Origin of the sequence: Nonomuraea sp. NPDC049421 (genome assembly GCF_040677005.1) — a bacterium.
In the GTDB taxonomy this organism is placed as follows: Bacteria; Actinomycetota; Actinomycetes; order Streptosporangiales; family Streptosporangiaceae; genus Nonomuraea; species Nonomuraea salmonea.
Window position 1 is genome coordinate 19052 of record NZ_JBFAQA010000027.1, and the last position, 19877, is coordinate 38928.

Below are 19877 nucleotides of genomic sequence, written 5' to 3' on the forward strand. Positions count from 1 at the left end.
GGACGTCAGCGCGTGGGGGTGGCGGTGCCGTGCGGGTTGTCGATGACGTACCGCCATCGACCGTCCGCGTCCCGCCTGAGGACGTCGGTCGCGGTGCCGCTCAGGTCGATCTCGGTGCCGTCGCGTGCGGTGCCCCGCATCGACCAGTCGACGATGAGCAGGGCGATCTCGCCGGCGACGTACACCTGACGGGGGACCGCCTCCATCGGCACGCCGAAGCTCCGCAGGTGCCGGTGGGCGGCGGCGCGGGCCGTGCCGGTGACGGGGTGTCCGGGTACGGGGACGAGAACGGCGTCGTCCTCGTAGAGGTGGTCGGGGGAGCCGCCGGAATTCATCGCCGCGACGAAACGGGCGGCGGCCTCGGCGGGACCTGAGTTGTCATGACTGTTCATGACAAAATGATCATATCACATTTTCGTGATCACGTTCGAGATCCGGAATTGTCGTGGGCGCTCGATAGGGTCCCGGCCATGGTGGATGCGGTAGCGCCGGCACGGCGCACGGGAGCGTGGGCCGGGGCGCTCACCCTCATCCGGGCAGGCGACGTGCCCGGCACCGAGCGATACGTCAGCGGCCTCGGCCCCTCCGGGCGCGCCGCGATCGCAGCCGAGCTACCCGGCCACGTGGCCCGTACGCCCGGCCTGGGCCGCCAGGCGACACCCCTGCTCCTGGCCGGCGCGGCCTGCCTGAGCGAGCCGGCGGACGTGGTGGCCTGGCTGTTCCGGCCCGAGCTCCGGCAGCGAGCCGATGACGACCGCGGAGGGGTCGCGTCGCAAGGGCGGCGCGAGCCCGGCGGCGGCGAACCGGCCGAAGGCGAGCGTGTCCTCAGGCTGCTCCGGCGCAGATCGCTGGAGTGGCAGGCCGACGTGGCATCCCGCATCGCCTCCCGCCTGCGGCCGCCAGGGCTGCGGCATTGGGGGGTGGCGGCCGCCCTGGTGCGCGAGCTGGGCCTCGAACCGCCCGGAGACCTGCCCTTCGTCGCGGGCTGGCTACGGTCGATGCGCGCCATGCCACCCGGGGCGCCGGCGGACGACCCGCTGTGCGCCGCGTACGCCCCGCGCCTCCTCGACTTCGACGGCCTCACCCACGCCGACCGGTGGCTGCTGGTCGGCGCGGTCATGCGGCTCGTCGAGGACGGCCTGCTCACCCGCGCGAGCGTCCTCGACGGCCTGCTCACCCGCCTGGCCCAGGCGATTCCCATCACCCCGGCTCCCACCGACCGCGCAACCCGCGACGCCCCCGCCCGCTCGGTCCGACCGTTCCACCGGGCGCACGATGCCCCCGATCAGGAGAGGCCCGACGCCCTCGCCTGTGCGGCCCGCTTGCCTGACCCGCTCCCGGGAGCGGTGGCGGTGAGCGGCCGGATCGGCGGGCCGCCCCGGTTCGGCGGGTGGCGCACGCCGGACGAGCTGCCTGATCCACGAACAGGCCGTCTGACACCGGCTCAGCTCGTGAGCCTGCACGACCGCCTTGGCCCCACCCTCGACGAGTCCGCCGCCCACGCCCCCGCCTACGTACGCCTGCTGCCCGCCCACCCCGTCGTGGCCGCCGACATGGCGGTGACGCAACTGTGGCGCCTGGAGGAGGCAGGCCGGCTGGACGAGGCCCTGTTCGCGCGAGCCTTGCGGGCACTGACGTCCCGGCCGGAGAAGAGGCTGCTGAGAGTGGCTGTGGACTGGGCAGGCGAGGCGACGCTGCGCGACGCGTCCCGCGCGGACGGCGTCCTGGAGGCCCTGACACCCGTCCTCCGCCAGGACACCCCCGCTCTGCGAGAACGCGCCGCCCGCCTGGCAGCGCGCCTGGCACCACCGGCAGGACCGGGAGGACAGGCAGCGGCGCTGCTTCCCACCCACCAGAGCGACCGGCTCTGTTCTCCCCACGACGGCCTCACCTTCTGGTGATGAGGCCACGACGGAGGGGCAGCGTCACAGCGAGCGCGTCCTCCGGCGCGGTGCGGCGGATCGGCCGTCGTCACCTACCTCGGAGCGCCGGCGGGTGGGCCGGTGAGGGTGGCGAGATGCAGTTTGGTCTCGTCCTCGCTGCCTGCGGCTGCCGACAGGATGACGATCTTGCACTCGGAGTCGCCGTCGGTCAGGACATCGCAGTCCAGCGCGATCGGTCCCACCGAGGGGTGCTCGACGGTCTTGTGGTCCTCGCGGTGGGCGGCCACGGTGCCTTTCGCCCAGAGGGCGGCGAAGCGTTCGCTGCCGGCCCGCAGGTCGTCGATCAGGCGGGCCAGGCGCGGGTCGTGTGGGAAGCGGCCGGTGGCGCGGCGCAGATCGGAGACGACGGCGGTGTCGGTGGTGGCCGCGTCCAGCTCGTGTACGGGCCAGTGGGCGAGCCGGGGCGGGGCGTCGTCCACGGGGAACCTGTCGCGGGCGAAGTTACGCAGGTGGCGCGGGGCCGCGGAGGGGTCGCCGAGGAGGGCGGCCCAGGCGCGGTTCCAGCGGATGAGCTGCCAGTCGGCGGCGAACACGGCGACCGCGACGTCCCCGAGCCGGGCGAGCACGCGTTGCACTCCTGGCGCGATGTGGTCGGAGACGGCGCCGTCGGCCGGCGGTACGAGGTTCGCCAGGCGGTAGAGGTGGTCCCGTTCTGCGGCGGAGAGTTGCAGGGCGCGGGCAAGAGAGGCGACGACCTGGGCCGACGGCGTGGTGGCGCGACCCTGTTCCAGGCGGACGACGTAGTCGACGGAGACCCCGGCCAGCTCGGCCAGCTCCTCCCGGCGCAGGCCGGTGGCGCGGCGGGAGCGTCCCACGGGCAGCGCCGCCGCCGACGGGGGCAGGCGGTCCCGCCACGTACGGATCATCGCCCCCAGTCCGGCATTCGTCCCCATGTCTCCCATCTTGCGGCATAGCGGCCGAGCGAAGGTGGTACGGCTGTTCCTACCGTCGTGGTGTCCCTGGTGAGCGTGGGCGGCGGTGCCGAACGATGACGTTCATGACGATTACTTTCATCACCGGCGCCAACAAGGGCCTCGGCCGCGAAACCGCCCGGCGTCTCATCGCATTCGGCCACACCGTGCTGGTCGGGGCGCGCGACCCGGAGCGGGGCGTGGAGGCCGCCGCCGCCCTGGGTGCGCGGTTCGTCCCGATCGACGTGACCGACGACGCGTCCGTGGCCGCCGCCGCCAAGGACGTGGCCGAGCACGAGGGGCGCATCGACGTACTGATCAACAACGCCGGCATCCACGGCCCCTTCGGCGACCCCTCCGCGCTGACCGGCGCCGAGGCCCTCGAGGTCTTCGACGTCAACGTCGCCGGTGTCATCAGGACGACCACGGCGTTCCTGCCGCTGCTGCGCCGCTCACCGGAGCCGCGCGTCATCAACGTCAGCAGCGGCATGGGGTCCCTGGCGCTCACCCACGATCCGTCGCGCCCCGAGTCGAAGGCCATCGCGCCCCTCTACACCGCCTCCAAGGCCGCCTTGACGATGCTGACCACCCAATACGCCAAGTCCCTGCCCGGCATCCGCGTCAACGCCGCCGACCCCGGCTACACCGCCACCGACCTGAACGGCCACACCGGCCCCCAGACCGTCACCGAGGGCACGGACGCCATCGTCACCCTGGCCACGGAACCCCCGGAGTCCGGCACCGGCCGCTTCGTCAGCCGCACCGGCGAGATCCCCTGGTCCTGACCGCGTGCCGCTGCTTCGCGCGTAAGGGCCGCGCGCCGAGTGGATGGCCGTGTGGGGTGCTCGGTGAGCGGACGCGTCCGCGTGCTGCGTGGGCGGCGGGCGAGGCACGGCTTGGATGGCGTCCCGCAGACGCGAAGGGGCAGCGCGTCGTGGGAGCGCGGGCCGGGTGCGGCGTGGCGACGGCTCGGATCGTGCTGTGAGGATCCAGCATGAAACTCCTGGTCCTCGTGCCGGGACGACAGCGCGGCCAGCCAGAAGGGATGCCGATGGACAGCTCGACCAGCGCCGCCCCAGCACCGCCCGGGGCTCCCCGCCGCCGGCTGCTCGGGGGCGGGCCGTCGGCCGGCCTCGCTGTCCGGGCATCGGCCGGTCGCGCTACAAGCGGCCTGGGCGGGGGAGGGGAGGGGGTATGAGTGCGCCGTTCTTGCCCGCCGGTGATCCCGTCGCGCCTGCCTTGCGTGGGTTCGCCCGTGCGCATGCGCACCTCGTCGAGCTGCGCGAGGAGCCCGTGCATCTGCGGGCTCGTGAACGGGACCCGCGCCGCGTCGTCGGGCTGGTCGCGGGTGGCGGGTCGGGGCATGAGCCGATGCATGCCGGGTTCCTCGGCCGGGGGATGCTGGACGCCGTCGCGCCGGGGCAGGTGTTCGCGTCCCCGCACAACCGGCAGGTCCTGCACGCCAGTCTGGCCGCCGCCGGGCCGGAGGGGGTCGTGCACGTCGTCAAGAACTACACCGGCGACCGCATCAACTTCGGCATCGCCGCCGAGCGGCTGCGTCACGAAGGGGTGCGGGTGGGGCGGGTCCTCGTGGACGATGACCTGGCCACCGATGACACGGACAGTGCGACGGGGCGACGCGGCACCGGGGCGACGGTCGTCGTGGAGAAGCTGCTCGGGGCCGCCGCCGACGAAGGCCGTGGCCTGGACGAGCTGACCGCGCTCGGCAACGCGGTCGCCGCCGCGTCCCGCAGCCTGGCCGTCGCCTCCCGGGCTCAGACCTCCTTCCACACCGGCGAGCCCGCCTTCGACCTGGCGGCAGGTGAGCTGGAGTACGGCGTCGGCATCCACGGCGAACGGGCCGCCACCACCATCGACCGGCCGCCGCTGCCCGACCTGGTCGTCCGCATGATCGACGAGCTGCTGACCGGACTGCCACCAGGCCCCGGTGAACTGCTGGTGCTGGTCAACGGGATGGGCGCGACCACGCAGCTGGAGCTGTACGGCATCTTCGACCAGGCCGCCGCCGTGCTGGAGGAGCGCGGGCTGCGGGTGGCGGAGTCGCTGGTGGGAACGTACGTGCCGGCGCTCGACATGGCCGGGTTCTCCCTGACCCTGACCCGGTTGCAGGATGGATGGCGTACATGGTGGCGCGCCCCGGCCCGCACCCCCGCGTTCCCCGTCCTGGACGACGTTGACGAGGAGGGACGATGACCGCGACCGCAGCGCCCGTACTGCGCCGCTACGCCGAGTCCGTGGCCGCCGCCCATGACGAGCTGACCCGGCTCGACCAGGCCAGCGGCGACGGCGACTTCGGCGACAACCTCCGCTCAGGCCTGACCCGCGTGCTCGCCGAGCTGGATGAGTCGGGTGCCGGGCACGGGTTCGACGTGGCGGGCCGGGTCTTCCTGGACGAGGTCGGCGGGACGAGCGGGCCGCTGTTCGGGCTGCTGTTCACCGAGATCGCCCGTGCGCTCGACGAGGACCCCGACGGCGGGTGGGCGCGCGGCGCCGCCGCCGGCCTCGCCGCCATCCAGCGGGTCGGCGAGGCCGAGGTGGGCGACCGCACGCTCGTGGACGCGCTGGCTCCGGCGGCGGCGGAGCTGGAACGCGGGACGGGCTTCGCCGCCGCGGCCCGCGCCGCCGCCGAAGGCGCCCGCGCCACCGCCGACCTGCGCGCCCGCCGCGGCCGCGCCAGCTACGTCGGTGAGCGCGCCCGCGGCCTGCCCGACCCGGGCGCGATGGGCGTGGCCCTGCTGTTCGAGGCCCTGGCGGTGACAGAGGACCGCGGCTTCTCAGCAGGCCTGTTCTGAACGGTCCGCCACACCAGGCCGGAGACCTCCGGCCACTGGTTTCCGGGCGGGGCCGTTCTCAACGGCCGCCCGTCACGCCACGCCGAGGGCCTCCAGCCGGACGGCCGCCCGTCACGCCTCGCCGGCGGCCTCCTCCAGGGCGCGGAGGTCGAGCTTCTGCATGCCGAGCATCGCCTTCATCACCCGCTCAGCGGCGGCAGGGTCGGGGTGGCCGAGGAGTTCGGGCAGCCGTCGGGGGACGATCTGCCAGGACAGGCCCCACCGGTCCTTCAGCCAGCCGCACCTCGACTCCTCGCCGCCCTCCATGAACGAGGCCCACAGCTCGTCGATCTCCTCTTGCGTCTCGCAGTCGACGTACAGGGAGACGGCCTCGTTCAGGGTGTACTGGGGGCCGCCGTTGAGCGCCATGAACCGCTGCCCGGCCAGCTCGAACGTCACCACCATGACGCCACCGCCCGGCCCGCGCTGCGCCTCGACGATGCGGGAGTCGGCGAACAGCGAGGTGTAGAAGGCGGCGGCCTGCTCGGCCTGGTCGTTGAACCACAGGAACGTGGTGATCTTCTGCATGGGAAAGTTCCTCCCGGGTTTGTCGTCGTCCTTCACCAACGCGTCGAACGCGCCACCCCGGAATCGACACGCTCCCCAAAACATTTTGTGTCAGACGGATCTCCACGTGCACCGGTTGTTCGTGCTGGAAGGATCAAGCTTCGCGGACCAGGCGGCTGTCTGGTGGCCGGGGTCAGGAGCCCAGGACGGCGCCGATGGCGGTCATGATCGGGATGGACAGGCCCGTCGTCACCAGGATCGTGCCCCTGGCCAGGCGGCGGGCGGTGTCGTACGTGACCGCGTACACGTAGATGTTCTGGGCCGTGGGCAGGGCGGCGAAGAGGGTGGCGGCCAGGAGGTGGGTGCCGTCCAGGTGGAGGGCGAAGCGGGCCGTCAGGTACGCCACCACCGGCTGGGCGACCGCCTTGAGCGCCACGGCCAGGGCGATGTCCTTGCCCACGCCGTCCTCACCGGGCGCGGGGGGCTGGCGGCGGGAGCCGTACAGGCTGAGACCGTAGGCCAGCAGCGCGACGGGCACGGCCGCGCCGCCGAGCAGGTCGATCGGGCGCATGACCGCGACGGGCAGCGAGACGCCGCTCACCGCGAGCGCCAGCCCGAGCAGCGAGGCGACCGTGAGCGGGTTGCGGAACGGCAGCAGCAGCGCCGCGCGCGGGGATCGGGCGCCCTTGTCCAGGATCAGGAACGAGACCGGGGTCAGCACCAGGAGCTGGAAGAGCAGGATGGGGGCGATCAGCGCGGCGTCGCCCAGGACGTACAGGGAGATCGGCACGCCGAGGTTGCCGGCGTTGACGTACGAGGAGGCCAGGGCGCCGATCGTGAGCTGCCTGGTGCTCCGCCGGAACACCAGCTTGGCCACCAGCACGAACACCAGCTGCGTGAACGCCACCGCGATGACCTCGGCGAGCAGTACGGGCGACAGCAGCGCCCCGAGGTCGGCCTTGGAGACGGTGGCGAACATCAGCGCCGGGGTCGCCACGAAGAACGCCAGCCGGGACAGCGTCAGCTCGTCGCTCGCCCGCAGCAGGCCGGTGGCGCCGATGACGTAGCCGAGCACGGCGACCGACACCAGTGCGGCGAAAGCCGCGACAACCCCCGACACCCCAATACCTCCCAAAGCGGACAGGCTATCCAAGCCCGCACGCCGGAGCGGAGGCGGCCTCATGCGTGGTTACGGAGCGGGGTCGAGCGGGTGGTGCGGGTGAGCGGCCGAGCATAGGTCGCATGGAAGGGGGTAAGCCCGTCGTACGGCGCTGACCTGCGAAAACACGGCGCCACAGGCATGTCGGGGCAAAATGGGGGGCTTCGGTGACTCTTGAAGAACCGCGTACTGACGAACCGTTGACGTCCGCCCTGGCGCCGGTCGAGGCCAAGGGCAAGGGACGGCTGGTCGTGGCCTGGCTGACCAGCACCGACCACAAGACCATCGGCTACATGTACCTGATCGCCTCGTTCCTGTTCTTCGCGCTGGCCGGGCTCATGGCCATGATCATCCGCGCCGAGCTGGTGCACCCCGGCCTGCAGCTGGTCAGCAACGAGGCGTACAACCAGCTGTTCACCATGCACGGCACGATCATGATGCTGCTGTTCGCGACGCCGCTGTTCGCCGGGTTCGCGAACGTCATCATGCCGCTCCAGATCGGCGCCCCCGACGTCGCCTTCCCCCGGCTCAACGCGGTCAGCTTCTGGCTGTTCCTGTTCGGCGGACTCATCGTCGTCAGCGGCTTCTTCAGCGCCGGCGGGGCCGCCGACTTCGGCTGGTTCGCCTACACCCCGCTGTCGCACTCCACCTTCAGCCCCACCATCGGCGGCGACTTGTGGATCATGGGGCTGGTGCTGGCGGGGCTCGGCACCATCCTCGGCTCGGTCAACTTCTTCACCACCATCATCGCCATGCGGGCCCCTGGCATGACCATGTTCCGCATGCCGATCTTCACCTGGAACACCCTGCTGACCAGCATGCTCGTGCTGATGGCGTTCCCGGTGCTGGCCGCCGCGCTGCTGGCGCTGGAGTCCGACCGCAAGCTCGGCACCCACATCTACGACCCCGCCAACGCCGGGTCGATGCTCTGGCAGCACCTGTTCTGGTTCTTCGGCCACCCTGAGGTCTACATCATCGCGCTGCCGTTCTTCGGCATCATCACCGAGGTCATCCCGGTCTTCAGCCGCAAACCCGTCTTCGGCTACATCGGCCTGGTCGGCGCCACCATCGCCATCTCGGGACTGTCGATGACGGTGTGGGCGCACCACATGTTCGGCACCGGGCAGGTGCTGCTGCCGTTCTTCGCGTTCACCACGTTCCTCATCGCCATCCCCACCGGCGTGAAGTTCTTCAACTGGACCGGCACCATGTGGCGCGGCCATCTCAGCTTCGAGACGCCCATGATGTTCGCGGTCGGCTTCCTCATCACCTTCCTGCTGGGCGGTCTGACCGGGATGATCCTTGCCTCGCCGCCACTCGACTTCCACATCACCGACACCTACTTCGTCGTCGCGCACTTCCACTACGTGGTGTTCGGGACGGTGGTGTTCGCGATGTTCTCCGGGTTCTACTTCTGGTGGCCGAAGATGACCGGCCGGATGCTCAACGAGCGGCTCGGCAAATGGCACTTCTGGATGTTGTTCATCGGGTTCCACACCACGTTCCTGGTGCAGCACTGGCTCGGCGTGGCGGGCATGCCGCGTCGGTACGCCGACTACAGCGCCGTCGACCACTTCACCGACCTGCACCTCATCTCGTCCATCGGCGCGCTGCTGCTCGGCCTGTCCACGCTGCCGTTCCTCTACAACGTCTGGTGGACGGCCCGGCACGCGCCCTGCGTCACCGTGGACGACCCCTGGGGCTTCGGCAACTCGCTGGAATGGGCGACGAGCTGCCCGCCGCCCCGCCACAACTTCACCAGCCTGCCCCGCATCCGCTCCGAACGTCCCGCCTTCGACCTGCACTATCCGCACACCGCCCATCCGGCCGTCGAAGCCGCCGCGGAGAAGGAGTGAACCCCGTGGACGGCCTGTCGCCCCACGAGCGGCTCATCCTGGCGGAGATCGAGCTGGAGCTGCGCCACACCGAGGCGCGCCTGGCCAACCGGCTGAGCGCCTTCAACGCCAGGGCCGGCGAGGACGGGCCGCAGCGCTTCGCCCCGCAGGTCAGCAACTGGGAGGTCGTCGCGGTGCTGGCCATGGTGCTGCTCATCTCGGGCATCATGACGCTTTTCGTATTGTCCTGCTGACGGTTAGGGTGGCCGGTCGTGGCTCCCCGCATGCGCCGTTCCGTACGCGCGATCATCCTCGACCCCGACGACCGCGTCCTGCTGTGCCGCCACGACACCACCGCCGCCGGCGGGCCCGTGGTGTGGGCGATGCCGGGTGGCGGCGTCGAGCCAGGCGAGACCGACCTGCAGGCGCTGCGCCGCGAGCTGGCCGAGGAGGTCGGGCTGCGCGTGAACGCGCTCCCGCCACACGTCTGGCACCAGACCGCGCTCGTCGATCACGCGCCCGGCTACGACGGCGTCGTCAACGACTACTTCCTCGTGCGCGCGCCCGCGTTCACGCCGCGCGGGGAGTGGGACGACGCGCGGCTGGCCGCCGAGCAGATCACCGACGTGCGCTGGTGGAGCGTGCCGGAGATCGCCGCGGGGCACGGCGACGACCTCTTCTCGCCGCGCGCGCTGGCCGCCACGCTCGGCGCACTGCTCGCGAGCGGCGTCCCGTCCGAGCCGGTGCGGCTGGGCGTCTGACCGTCCGAGCCGGTGCCGCTGGGCGTCTGAGCTCAGCGGCGGCCGCGGAACGTGCGGCGCAGGTCGGCGACCCACTCCTGCGGGATCTCCCACGGGATGAAGTGCCCGCCGCGGTCGTGGCAGGTGACGCCGACGTGGTTGTACCAGGCCGCCCTGTCGCTCTCCAGGAACCCGCGGATGCGCTGCTCGCCGGTCGTCACCCCCGGCGGGTTCTCGTAGCTCACGAACGTGACGCCCGTCGGCGCCTCCACCACCGGCCGGCGGTCGTGCGACGGCGTCCACGGGTAGCGGTTGTTGTTGGCGTACGTGCGGACGGACGAACCGATCGCCTCGCCTGCCCAGTAGATGGTGGCGTGCGTGAGCAGGTCGTCCTTGCTGAACACCCGCTCCACGTCGCCGCCGTTGTCCGACCACTTCGCCCAGCGTTCGAGCATCCAGGAGAGCATCCCCGCGGGCGAGTCGGCCAGGCCGTGCGCCAGCGTGGACGGCGCCATCATGTGCGCGGCCAGATGCACCGCGAAGCGCCGGTCCAGCTCCATGAACCGGGCGTGCACGTCGGCCGGCAGATCGGGCGGGATTGGGGCGCCGCCGCTGAAGTCCCACGCCCGGTCGCCGTTGAAGAAGTCGAGCTTGAGCGCCGAGCCGATGTGGATGGCGATCAGCTCGCCGGCGTACTTGTGGCCGAGCTGCCCCGTCACCAGCGCGCCCACGTCGCAGCCCGCCGCCGCGTAACGCTCGTGGCCGAGCACGCCGGTCATCAGCTCGTGCCAGACGTCGGCGATCTTCCAGAAGTTCATGTCGGGACGATCGGTGAGCGGCGTCGAGAAGCCGAAGCCCGGCAGCGACGGCACGATCACGTCGAACGACTCCGCCGGGTCGCCGCCGTACGCGGCCGGGTCCGCCAGCGGATCGACGACCTTCGACCAGTGCCAGAACGTCCACGGCCAGCCGTGGCTGAGGATCAGCGGCACCGGGTCCTGGCCCGCGCCCGGACGGCGCATGAAGTGCACGGGGACGCCGCCGACGTCCACCCGGTAGTGCTCGTAGGCGTTGATCGCCCGCTCGGCCGCCCGCCAGTCGAAGCCGTCGGCCCAGTAGGCGACCAGCTCCTCCAGGTACGCCCGGCGCACCCCGTAACGGCCGTCCTCGTTGCCCGGGTCCGGCGCCCACCTGGTCGCGGCCAGCCTGCGGCGCAGGTCGTCGAGCACCTCGTCCGGCACGTGCAGCGGCACCGGCTCCAGCGGCTTCTTCATGATGGCTCTCCTCGCTCCTCCAGCCCGGCCGCGATCTCGGTCAGGCGGCCCAGCACGCGCGCGACGTCCGCGAGCGCCGCCCGGTCGCCGTCGTCCAGCTGCTCGACCAGGCGGCGCAGGCGCTCCACCCGGTCGGCGCGCCTGGACTCGACGATCCGCCGGCCGTCGGGCGTGAGCGACAGCAGCACCGCGCGCCCGTCGCGCGGGTCGGGGCGGCGGGACACCAGCCCTTCGCGTTCCAGCTTGGCCACGAGCGCGGTCAGCGCGGGCTGCTTGAGCTGCTCGGTCGCCGTCAGGTCGGTCAGCCGCAGCGGGCCCTTGCGGGCCAATGTGTGCAGCACCGACAGCGTCGAGAAGTTGAGGCGGCGGACCGAGGGCAGGCGGATGTAGTACGCGTTGAAGTCCTCGATCGTGGTCGCCAGCTCGCCGAGATCCAGATCGGAGGTCACAGCCGCTTTTATATCAAAGTTCGATGTAATTCGGCACCTTACGGTTTCGGCAGGGCGCGCCGTAAACGTTCCGTAAGTCCGCTCCGCCAAGATTGAGCCAACTGACCGACCGAAAGGAAGAACCCCTGATGCGTACGCTCAAACTCCAGATCCAGACCACCATCGACGGCTACATGGGCGGCCCCGAGGGCGAGATGGACTGGGTGGACTTCAACTGGAGCGACGACGTCGGCGCCTACATCGACGCCATGACCTCCTCGGTCGACTGCATCCTGCTCGGCCGCGAGCTCGCCGGAGGCTTCATCCCCACCTGGGCCGCCGAGCCCCAGGGGGAGACCAAGGAGACCGTCGCGTGGATGAACGACACCCCCAAGGTCGTCGTCTCGAACACCCTCACCGAGTCGCCGTGGCCCAACGCCACCATCCTCGGCGGTGACCTCGCCTCCGCCATCCGCGACCTCAAGGAGCGGCCCGGCGGCGACATCGTCACGTACGGGGGCGCGAAGCTCGCCTCCGGCCTCATCGCGGAAGGGCTCATCGACGAGATCCACCTGTTCGTCAACCCGGTCTCGATCGGCCGCGGCCTGCCCGTCTTCCCCGACGTCGCCGGTCACCAGCGCTTCCGTCTCGCCGGGGCGCGGCCGTTCGAGTGCGGGATCACCGCCCTGCACTACGAGCCCAAGCGCGACTGAGTCTCCGGGGCGGAAGGCGGAAGACCGGGCGCCGCTCCGTGAGAAGATCGAGATCATGATTGGACTGCCTGGCTCATGCCGCCCGGGCGCTCACGACGCCCGCGCGACGGCCACCGACTCCTCCGTGACGTCCATCGCGCGGCCGGGGCTGCTCGGCCATGCCGCTGTCGTGGTGAGGGCGGGTACGGTCGAGTGCTGAGCATGCCGAGAGCCCACGACGACGCCGCCGCCGTCCCCGGCGCCTCCGGAGGCGTACCCGCGCAGTCCTTAACGTCCCGCGAGCCGGGCACACCCTCTGACAGCGGCGCTCGCAAGGCGCGGGCCGGGAGCGTTGGGCGCATCCCCGGGCTGCGGCCCCGGCGCAAGCCCGGCGACGGCGGCGAGGTGGCCGCGGCCGACGTCGATCTCGTCGACGGGCTGGCCGCGCCGACCCGCCGCACCGTGGTCGCGTGGCTCACCGAGCGGCCGTCCGCGGCCACCCGGCAGGCCAGGCTGCAGGTGCTGGCCGCGTTCCTGCGCTGGCTCCACGACACCGACCCGGCGCTCGAACCGCTCGCCGCCACCGGCGCCCACCTCGACGCCTACTGCGACGGCGCGCTCAGCGGCACCCTCGCCGTCGGCGTGCGCACCCCGGGCAAGCCCCTGTCGCCCGCCACCGTGTCCCGGAAGCGGGCGATGCTGTCGGCGTTCTACACGTTCGCGTGGCGCAGCGGCGCCGTACGCCCGGGGCCCGTCCCCGCGCTGACCCCCGGCGACCGGCGGCTGCTGCGCAAGGGCATCGCCCGGCTGGCCGCCGACGGCAGGCCCGCGGAGGCCGCCGCCGTCGCGCTGCTCGACGCCACAGGCGCGCCCGTCGCGGCGCTGGCCGGCATCACGTTGCAGGACCTGCGGGGCGTGACCGCCGGCGAACCCGCCATCGTCACCGTCCCCGACGGGCGCGGCGACCTCGTCGCCTTCCCCATCCCGGCGCCGGCCAGGCCCCTGCTGCGGACGCTGTCGTCGTCCAGGACCCCGGGCGAGCCGCTGATCAGGCAGGACGACGGGCACCCCGTGGACGCCCGCTGGGTCAAGGCCGCCCTCACCGAGGCCGCCCTGGCCGGCGGCATCCCCCGGCGCCGCGCCGAACTCCTCGACCCGCACATGATGCGCGCCCCCACGGTCACCGACCTCCTCCGCACCCGCCCTGCCTACTGACCCTTACGGCCCGCCGTCTCGCGACGGCGGGCCTGCGTGTCTGCCGGGCAGATGTAGCACGGTGTGTGCGCGTGTCAGCCGCGCAGGCGGCCGACCGCGCCCAGGACGCCGCCCTTGTCCAGGCCGGGTGCCGGGTACGGGGCGTCGTCGCGCCAGTGCTGCACCGGCACCAGGCCCGGCTCCAGCAGCTCCAGGCCGTCGAACCAGCCGCGCACGGTGTCGCGGTCGCGCCAGGCGATCGAGCCGGACGCCGAGCGCCGATAGACGTCCTGGGCCTCGTCCATCCGCTCCGGCCGGCCCTCATCCGGCTCGACGTAGCTGTGCGAGATCACCAGGTGGCCGCCGGGCACCAGCGCGTTGCGCAACGTGGCGACGATGGCGGCCACCTCGTCGTCGTCCGGGAGGAAGTGCAGGACGGCGGCCAGGATGATCGCGACGGGGCGGCCGAAGTCGAGGTGGGCGGCGGCGTCACGCAGGATGTCGGCCGGCCGGCGCACGTCGCCGTCCAGCACGTACGTGCCGGGGCTGCCGGCGAGCAGCGCCTGGGCGTGGGTCAGCACGATCGGATCGTTGTCGACGTACACGACCTTGGCGTCAGGCGCGACCCTGCGGGCCACCTGGTGCACGTTGTCCTGGGTGGGCAGGCCGGTGCCGATGTCGAGGAACTGCCGTACGCCGGAGGCGGCGAGGTGGTGCACCGCGCGGATCAGGAAGCCCCGGTTGGCGCGGGCCATCTCGCGTACGTCGGCGCCTGAGTCGCGGGCGAGCTTGACGATCTGCTCGGCGGCGTCGCGGTCGGCGCGGAAGTTGTCCTTGCCGCCGAGGTAGTAGTCGTACATCCGGGCGACGCTCGGAACCGTCGGATCGATGCCCGGTGGAGCCTGCTCATCGGTCATCGCGCTGCGCCCTTCCCTCGGCCTGCCCGGATCATAAGCCCGAGATCATCGCGCGGTCACGACCCCGTACGCGTCCAGCCCAGCACCCGCGCCGCAACCTCGGCAGGGGCGAGGATCGGCTGATCGCAGTCGTGGCTTCCTGTACCAACTAGTATGTCAAGCATGGACACCAGGGAACGGCTCATCGAGAGCACCCGGGAGCTGCTGTGGGAGCGGGGTTATGTCGGCACCAGCCCCAAGGCGATACAGCAGCGGTCGGGGGCCGGGCAGGGCAGTATGTATCACCACTTCAGCGGCAAGCCCGATCTCGCCCTGGCGGCCATCGATCGCACGGCGAGGGAGCTGAGGGAGCGGGCCGAGGCCGCCTTCGCCAGGCCCGGCACCACCGTCGAGCGGGTCGCCGCCTACCTGCGTCGCGAGCGGGACGTGCTCAAGGGCTGTCCCGTCGGCCGGCTCACCCAGGATCCCGACGTCATGGCCGATCCCGGGCTGCGGCGGCCGGTCGAGGAGACGTTCGCCTGGCTCACCGGGCGGATCGCCGAGCTGCTCGAAGAGGGGCGCGCGGCCGGCGAGCTCGACGCCCGCCTCGACCCCGCCGCCACGGCCACCGCCCTCGTCGCCGTGCTCCAGGGCGGGTACGTGCTGGCCCGCGCCGCCGGTGACCCCGATGTGTTCGCCACCGCCGTCGAAGGCGCGCTCGGCCTGCTCGCCCGGTCCGCCCACTTCTGAGAGGAAGACGATCATGCCCTTCGTCCGCATCGACGCGATCCGGGCCGCCCCCGAGCGGCTCGACGCGCTAGGCCGTGCCGTCCACGACGCGATGGTGGAGACCGCCGGCATCCCGTCCGACGACCTGTTCCAGGTGCTGACCTCGCACGACGGCACTCGCAGCGTGATGCGGTACGGCGCATTTCCCGACCTGCGCCGGGACGACGACGCCGTGTTCGTCGCGATCACCCTTCGCTCCGGCCGTACGCCGGAGGTGAAGAAGGCGCTCTACCGGCGCATCGCCGAGCTGGCCCACGCGTACGCGGGCACCGAGCCGCGCAACGTGCTCGTCTCGCTGACCGAGAACGAGTCGATCGACTGGTCGTTCGGGCTCGGCGTCGCCCACTACGTGCCCTGACCCTCCAAGGGGGTTCTGGCGAGCAGGCGCAGGGCGAGCAGGCCGCCGATGCCGGGCAGCCAGGCGACGAGGGTGGCGGGGAGCGTACGGCGGGGGTCGCGGGCGGCGGCGGCGACCGTGAACAGGTACGCGCACCCGTGTACCGGCCCCGCCAGCGACGAGACCGCGGGCAGGTGGACGGTGAGCACGTTGCCCAGCAGGACGACGAGCGTGGCGAGTTCGACGGCGGCGGCGATGCGCAGGGGCTGACGGTTCACGGTCACACCCCCGTCGTGGAGCCGGGGCGGACGATCATGAGGACGGTCACGACGGCCCAGAGCAGGTTGAACAGGCCGGTCAGCATCCCGAGCCGGGCGGTCGTGCCGTCATCGACCCCGTTCAGCAGCCGTTCCTGGCCCGGCAGGACGGCCAGGGCCAGCACCCCGGCGGCGAGCGCGGTGAGCCCGATCGAGACGATCAGCCAGGCGTCGGTGAGGACGCCGAGGCTGCTCGCCGTGGCGAACCCGAGGACCGGGACGGCCAGGCCGAGCACGGCGTAGACGCGGCAGATCCGGTGCAGCAGCCGGACGGAGGCGAGAGAGGCGGCGTCCGCCCCGGCAGCGTGCGCCCGCCGCACCGCCGCAGGGAACATGGAGGCCGCGACCGTGACCGGCCCGACCGCGACGATGGCGGCCAGCACGTGCAACGACAACAACACCTTCGTCACGACCGACCCCCAGCGTCCAAGGCGCGGCACCTCTGTGCCGTCGGCCCGTGAAGGGGGAAGGGCGGGAGCATCCGCCGGCGGGAGTGCATGGGGTGGTGCGGGCCCAGGAATGTGGGATGGTGCGGGTCCGCAGGCGTGGGGTGGTGCGGGGGCTGGGGCATCAAGGGGTGGTGGACTGGTTGGGGTGGGGTGATGGGCATGGGTGGCCTCACCAAGCGGCGGCGGGGCCGGTGGGGGACCAGGCGGTGCCGCGGCGTTCGTGGGCGAACAGCGTCTCCACGGCGTGCGCGATCTGCGGGCCGGTCTCGCGTTCGACCAGGTAGAGCGCCAGGTCGACGCCTGAGGTGATGCCGGCGGCCGTCACGAGGTCGCCGTCGTCCACCAGCCGGGCCCGCACCGGGCGGGCGCCGGTCGCGGCGAGGGCGTCCAGGCCCTGGTGGTTGGTGGTGGCGTGGCGGCCGGAGATGAGGCCGGCCATGGCGAGGATGAGCGAGCCGCCGCACACGGTGGCGACCAGCGTGCCCTCCCGGTCGAGCGCCTGCTTGGCGAGGGCGGGCAGGCCGGTCTCCAGCGAACGGGCGAGCACCGCCTGGACGGTGTGCTCCCCGTCGCCGGACAGCGCACCGGCCCCGCCCGGGATGATGACCACGTCGGCGGCGGCCGGGTCGAGCGTGCCGGTGGCGCGCAGCGTGAGGGGCGGGATGCCGCTGGGCACCTCGCGGGGCCCTTCGGCGGTGACCAGCTCGGCCGTGACGTCACCGCCGGCGAGGGCGGCCGCTTGCAGGACCTCGTACGGGCCGAGGGCGTCGAGCGGGTCGAACCCGTCGAACAGGACCACGTGAACGTGCATGAAGAGATGCTCCTTTCGTCGGCGGCCCACGTTAGGGCGGCGGCGGGGGAGCATCCCAGTGGCTGGATCGACAATTTCCAACGGGTTCTCGCCAACCGGTCGGCCAAGGACTTGACCCGGGCACAGGCGGACGACCTGGGCGTTCATCTGTGGCGGGATCTCGGCTACGGTGGCGGGCATGCACACGGTGGCGATTCTCGCGACGGACCATGTGGTGGCGGCCGACCTGGGCGTGCCGATCGAGGCGTTCGGGCGGGCGCGGCTGGCCGACGGGCGCCGCCCGTACCGCGTGCTGGTGTGCGCGGCGGAGCCGCAGGTCGCGACCGGCACGTTCACGATCTCCGCGCCGTACGGGCTGGAAGCGCTGCGCGAGGCCGACACGATCATGGTGCCGGGCCAGTCGGAACGCGGCACGCCGCCGGGCGAGGACGTCCTGGACGCGCTGCGCGCGGCGGCACGAGACGGCACCCGCATCGCCTCCATCTGCGTGGGCGCCTTCACGCTGGCCGCGGCGGGCCTGCTCGATGGGCGAGGCGCGACCACCCACTGGCTCGCGGCCGACCGGCTGGCCCGCATGTTCCCGCAGGTGGACGTGCGACCCGACGTGCTCTACGTCGACAACGGGCAGATCCTCACCTCGGCGGGCGCCGCCGCCGGGCTCGACCTGTGCCTGCACATGATCCGCCGCGACTTCGGCTCGGCGGTGGCCGCCGACGCGGCCCGCCTGTCGGTCATGCCGCTGGAGCGCGAGGGCGGGCAGGCGCAGTTCATCGTGCACGCGCAGCCGCCGGTGCCGCGCGGCTCACAACTGGAGCCGGTGCTGGCGTGGATCGAGGACAACCTGGCCAGGGACGTGACGCTGACCGACATGGTGCGGCGCGGCGGGCTGAGCGAGCGTACGTTCAGCCGCCGCTTCCGCGAGCAGACCGGCACCACGCCGCTGCAGTGGCTGCTGCGGGCCCGCGTACGGCGGGCGCAGTTCCTGCTGGAGACCACCGACCACGGCGTGGAGCGCATCGCGGCGCAGGCCGGGTTCGGCTCGGCCACCGCGTTCAGGGAGCGGTTCAAGCGGGTGGCGGGTGTGACGCCGCAGACCTACCGCGCGTCCTTCCGCGCCGCCGCGGGAAGTCCCCGCGCCACCGCGAAGGCGTCCGCACAGCGAGCCAGCGCATAGCGGGCCTCCGTACAGCGGGCCGGTGGGGAAGGACGCGCGTGATCAGAGGCGGTGGGTGGCGTCGCTGCGGTAGTCCGTGTACGTGTACGGGTTGTCGAGCACCTCGGCCGTGGGGATGTCCGGGTTCATGCCCTTCTCCCACGCCTCCTCGCCCATCTCGCCGCGCAGATACTCGACGGTCCTGTCCACTTCGGCGCGGGCGGCGGCGAGGTCGATGCCGACCAGCCGGTGCTCGTGCTTGACCACCCGCCCGTTGACCAGCACCGTGTGCACGTCGCCGCGCTGCGCCTGGAACACCACGTGCCCGAACGGGTTGAGCAGCGGGAACGACACCGGCGAGTGATCGTTCTTGATGAGCACGAGGTCGGCCTTCCTGCCCGGCTCGACGACGCCGAGGTCGTCGCGCCCGATGGCCTCGGCGCCGCCCCTGGTCGCCCAGTGCGCCACCTGGTCGGCGCGGAGCGCGGCGTGCGTGACGGTCTCGCCCTTGGCGTGCGCCTCCAGGTGCTCGCGGGAGCGGTCGGCGCCGAGCGTGGTGCGCATGGCGGAGAACAGGTCGCCGCTCCACCAGACGCTGGTGTCCATCGACAGCGAGACCGGGATGCCGTGCTGGCGGATCGCCCAGGTGGGCGGGTAGCCCTGGCCGGCGCTCTGCTCGCTCTCGGTGGAGACGGAGATGGAGCCGCCGGTGGCCGCGATGCGGTGGTAGGAGTCGGCCGACAGGGAGGCGGCGTGCACGTAGACGGTGCCGGGGGTCATGAAGCCGTGCTCGTACATGAGCCTGATGCCCTCGTCGCTGGTGGCGCCCCAGACGCCGGCGTGCGTGGTGACGCTGACACCGAGGTCGCGGGCCACCTCGAAGGCGGGCTTCTCGGGGAAGGACGGGTCGCCGAGCACGTCGAAGGCGATCTGGAAGCCGAGCAGGTCGTCGCCGGTGATGCGGCGGCGCACGAAGTCGCGGAACTCGGGGGCGGTGGTCCACTCGGCGGGCGGCGCCTGGATGTTGCCGTACGCCAGCACGTACCGGCCCGGCACGGCCTGCAGCGCGTCGGCGGCGGCGTCGGCGTGGTCGGGCGTGCGCAGCCCGTGTGACCAGTCGACGACGGTGGTGACGCCGGCGTCGAGCGCCTCGATGGCGGCCAGCGTGTTGCCCGCGTGGACGTCCTCGGGCCTGAACAGCTTGCCGTACTCCAGGTAGTACCAGACGAAGTACTGGGTGAGCGTCCAGTCGGCGCCGTAGCCGCGCATCGCGGTCTGCCACATGTGCCGGTGGGTGTCGATCATGCCGGGCATGACGATGCCGCCCGTGGCGTCGATCTCGGCGGTGCCCTCGGGCACCTCGAGCGCGGGGCCGACGGCGGTGATCTCGTCGCCGGTGACCAGCACGTCCGTCTCGGTCAGCACCCGCCTGCCGTCCATGGGCAGCACGGTGCCGCCGCGCAGCACCAGAGGCCGCCCGGCCTCGAACTCGGTCATCGTAGGAACTCCTCACGGCACGGGAACGCAGACCCCGCGAACATATGTCCGCACAACGGTCATTTACTTTGCCGTAACTCTACGAGTGCCCCG

23 protein-coding genes are annotated in these 19877 nt (G+C 72.2%); 12 read left to right on the forward strand and 11 right to left on the reverse strand.

What is annotated here, in order from left to right; genetic code table 11:
- Positions 1-5: 5 nt before the first annotated feature.
- A complete protein-coding gene (locus tag AB0K18_RS36195; RefSeq protein WP_364923790.1) occupies positions 6-392 on the reverse strand; it encodes a DUF4440 domain-containing protein in 387 nt (128 codons plus the stop codon).
- Positions 393-470: 78 nt separating this feature from the next.
- Here AB0K18_RS36195 and AB0K18_RS36200 point away from each other — a divergent pair, with 78 nt between their 5' ends.
- Entirely contained in the window at positions 471-1901 is a 1431-nt protein-coding gene (locus tag AB0K18_RS36200) for a hypothetical protein (RefSeq protein ID WP_364923793.1), read from the forward strand.
- A gap of 74 nt (positions 1902-1975) precedes the next feature.
- Here the strand turns inward: AB0K18_RS36200 and AB0K18_RS36205 are convergent, their stop codons facing one another.
- The gene (locus AB0K18_RS36205) at positions 1976-2836 is read right to left on the reverse strand and encodes a helix-turn-helix transcriptional regulator (RefSeq protein ID WP_364923796.1); all 861 of its coding nucleotides are present in this window, start codon (positions 2834-2836) and stop codon (positions 1976-1978) included.
- A gap of 104 nt (positions 2837-2940) precedes the next feature.
- On the opposite strand from AB0K18_RS36205, the gene AB0K18_RS36210 reads away from it, so the two are divergent.
- The 3 genes from AB0K18_RS36210 to dhaL all read left to right on the forward strand — a co-directional run bounded on the left by AB0K18_RS36210 (position 2941) and on the right by dhaL (position 5667).
- Complete coding sequence (locus AB0K18_RS36210) at positions 2941-3639, forward strand: SDR family oxidoreductase (protein WP_364923799.1); 699 nt, start codon at positions 2941-2943, stop codon at positions 3637-3639.
- A 409-nt stretch (positions 3640-4048) separates the two neighbouring features.
- The gene (locus tag AB0K18_RS36215; protein ID WP_364923802.1) at positions 4049-5068 is read left to right on the forward strand and encodes a dihydroxyacetone kinase subunit DhaK; all 1020 of its coding nucleotides are present in this window, start codon (positions 4049-4051) and stop codon (positions 5066-5068) included.
- A complete protein-coding gene (dhaL, locus tag AB0K18_RS36220) occupies positions 5065-5667 on the forward strand; it encodes a dihydroxyacetone kinase subunit DhaL (protein WP_364923805.1) in 603 nt (200 codons plus the stop codon). Before AB0K18_RS36215 ends, dhaL begins: the two co-directional genes overlap by 4 nt.
- A gap of 111 nt (positions 5668-5778) precedes the next feature.
- Here the strand turns inward: dhaL and AB0K18_RS36225 are convergent, their stop codons facing one another.
- Complete coding sequence (locus AB0K18_RS36225) at positions 5779-6234, reverse strand: VOC family protein (protein WP_364923808.1); 456 nt, start codon at positions 6232-6234, stop codon at positions 5779-5781.
- A gap of 172 nt (positions 6235-6406) precedes the next feature.
- Positions 6407-7333, reverse strand: coding sequence for an AEC family transporter (locus AB0K18_RS36230; protein WP_364923811.1), 927 nt, complete (start codon positions 7331-7333; stop codon positions 6407-6409).
- 239 nt (positions 7334-7572) lie between these two features.
- Between AB0K18_RS36230 and ctaD the strand changes: the two genes are divergently transcribed.
- Genes ctaD through AB0K18_RS36245 form a run of 3 tightly spaced genes read left to right on the forward strand, consistent with a single transcriptional unit; the run spans position 7573 to position 9968 of the window.
- Complete coding sequence (gene ctaD / locus AB0K18_RS36235; RefSeq protein ID WP_364923814.1) at positions 7573-9228, forward strand: cytochrome c oxidase subunit I; 1656 nt, start codon at positions 7573-7575, stop codon at positions 9226-9228.
- Positions 9229-9233: 5 nt separating this feature from the next.
- A complete protein-coding gene (locus AB0K18_RS36240; protein ID WP_355427968.1) occupies positions 9234-9461 on the forward strand; it encodes a DUF3040 domain-containing protein in 228 nt (75 codons plus the stop codon).
- 18 nt (positions 9462-9479) lie between these two features.
- On the forward strand, positions 9480-9968 hold the full coding sequence (locus AB0K18_RS36245; RefSeq protein WP_364923817.1) for an NUDIX domain-containing protein: 489 nt from the start codon (positions 9480-9482) through the stop codon (positions 9966-9968).
- A 32-nt stretch (positions 9969-10000) separates the two neighbouring features.
- On the opposite strand, the gene AB0K18_RS36250 is transcribed toward AB0K18_RS36245, so the two are convergent.
- Together AB0K18_RS36250 and AB0K18_RS36255 are read right to left on the reverse strand one after the other, a co-directional pair.
- Positions 10001-11221 (reverse strand): epoxide hydrolase, encoded by a 1221-nt coding sequence (locus AB0K18_RS36250; RefSeq protein ID WP_364923819.1) that lies wholly within the window; start codon positions 11219-11221, stop codon positions 10001-10003.
- On the reverse strand, positions 11218-11670 hold the full coding sequence (locus AB0K18_RS36255) for a MarR family transcriptional regulator (protein ID WP_364923822.1): 453 nt from the start codon (positions 11668-11670) through the stop codon (positions 11218-11220). Before AB0K18_RS36255 ends, AB0K18_RS36250 begins: the two co-directional genes overlap by 4 nt.
- A 128-nt stretch (positions 11671-11798) precedes the next feature.
- Between AB0K18_RS36255 and AB0K18_RS36260 the strand changes: the two genes are divergently transcribed.
- Positions 11799-12362 carry a dihydrofolate reductase family protein gene (locus AB0K18_RS36260; RefSeq protein WP_364923825.1) on the forward strand — a complete coding sequence of 188 codons (564 nt, stop codon included), beginning with the start codon at positions 11799-11801 and terminating at the stop codon, positions 12360-12362.
- A 201-nt stretch (positions 12363-12563) separates the two neighbouring features.
- A complete protein-coding gene (locus AB0K18_RS36265) occupies positions 12564-13556 on the forward strand; it encodes a hypothetical protein (RefSeq protein WP_364923828.1) in 993 nt (330 codons plus the stop codon).
- Positions 13557-13630: 74 nt separating this feature from the next.
- Here AB0K18_RS36265 and AB0K18_RS36270 read toward each other — a convergent pair whose 3' ends face one another.
- Positions 13631-14452, reverse strand: a complete 822-nt coding sequence (locus tag AB0K18_RS36270) for an SAM-dependent methyltransferase (protein ID WP_364923831.1) — start codon at positions 14450-14452, stop codon at positions 13631-13633.
- A gap of 162 nt (positions 14453-14614) precedes the next feature.
- Here AB0K18_RS36270 and AB0K18_RS36275 point away from each other — a divergent pair, with 162 nt between their 5' ends.
- Both AB0K18_RS36275 and AB0K18_RS36280 read left to right on the forward strand, forming a co-directional pair.
- Positions 14615-15181, forward strand: a complete 567-nt coding sequence (locus AB0K18_RS36275; protein ID WP_364923834.1) for a TetR/AcrR family transcriptional regulator — start codon at positions 14615-14617, stop codon at positions 15179-15181.
- Between the two features lie 13 nt (positions 15182-15194).
- Positions 15195-15578, forward strand: coding sequence for a tautomerase family protein (locus AB0K18_RS36280; RefSeq protein ID WP_364923836.1), 384 nt, complete (start codon positions 15195-15197; stop codon positions 15576-15578).
- On the opposite strand, the gene AB0K18_RS36285 is transcribed toward AB0K18_RS36280, so the two are convergent.
- From AB0K18_RS36285 to AB0K18_RS36295, 3 genes are all read right to left on the reverse strand, one after another.
- Positions 15566-15835, reverse strand: coding sequence for a hypothetical protein (locus AB0K18_RS36285; RefSeq protein WP_364923839.1), 270 nt, complete (start codon positions 15833-15835; stop codon positions 15566-15568). The two genes, AB0K18_RS36280 and AB0K18_RS36285, sit on opposite strands and share 13 nt — an antisense overlap.
- 2 nt (positions 15836-15837) lie before the next feature.
- Positions 15838-16284, reverse strand: a complete 447-nt coding sequence (locus AB0K18_RS36290; protein ID WP_364923842.1) for a hypothetical protein — start codon at positions 16282-16284, stop codon at positions 15838-15840.
- Positions 16285-16492: 208 nt separating this feature from the next.
- Entirely contained in the window at positions 16493-17134 is a 642-nt protein-coding gene (locus AB0K18_RS36295; protein WP_364923845.1) for a DJ-1/PfpI family protein, read from the reverse strand.
- 178 nt (positions 17135-17312) lie between these two features.
- On the opposite strand from AB0K18_RS36295, the gene AB0K18_RS36300 reads away from it, so the two are divergent.
- The gene (locus AB0K18_RS36300) at positions 17313-18308 is read left to right on the forward strand and encodes a helix-turn-helix domain-containing protein (RefSeq protein WP_364923848.1); all 996 of its coding nucleotides are present in this window, start codon (positions 17313-17315) and stop codon (positions 18306-18308) included.
- Positions 18309-18350: 42 nt separating this feature from the next.
- Here the strand turns inward: AB0K18_RS36300 and AB0K18_RS36305 are convergent, their stop codons facing one another.
- Positions 18351-19784 (reverse strand): amidohydrolase family protein, encoded by a 1434-nt coding sequence (locus tag AB0K18_RS36305; protein WP_364923851.1) that lies wholly within the window; start codon positions 19782-19784, stop codon positions 18351-18353.
- Positions 19785-19877 lie beyond the last annotated feature (93 nt).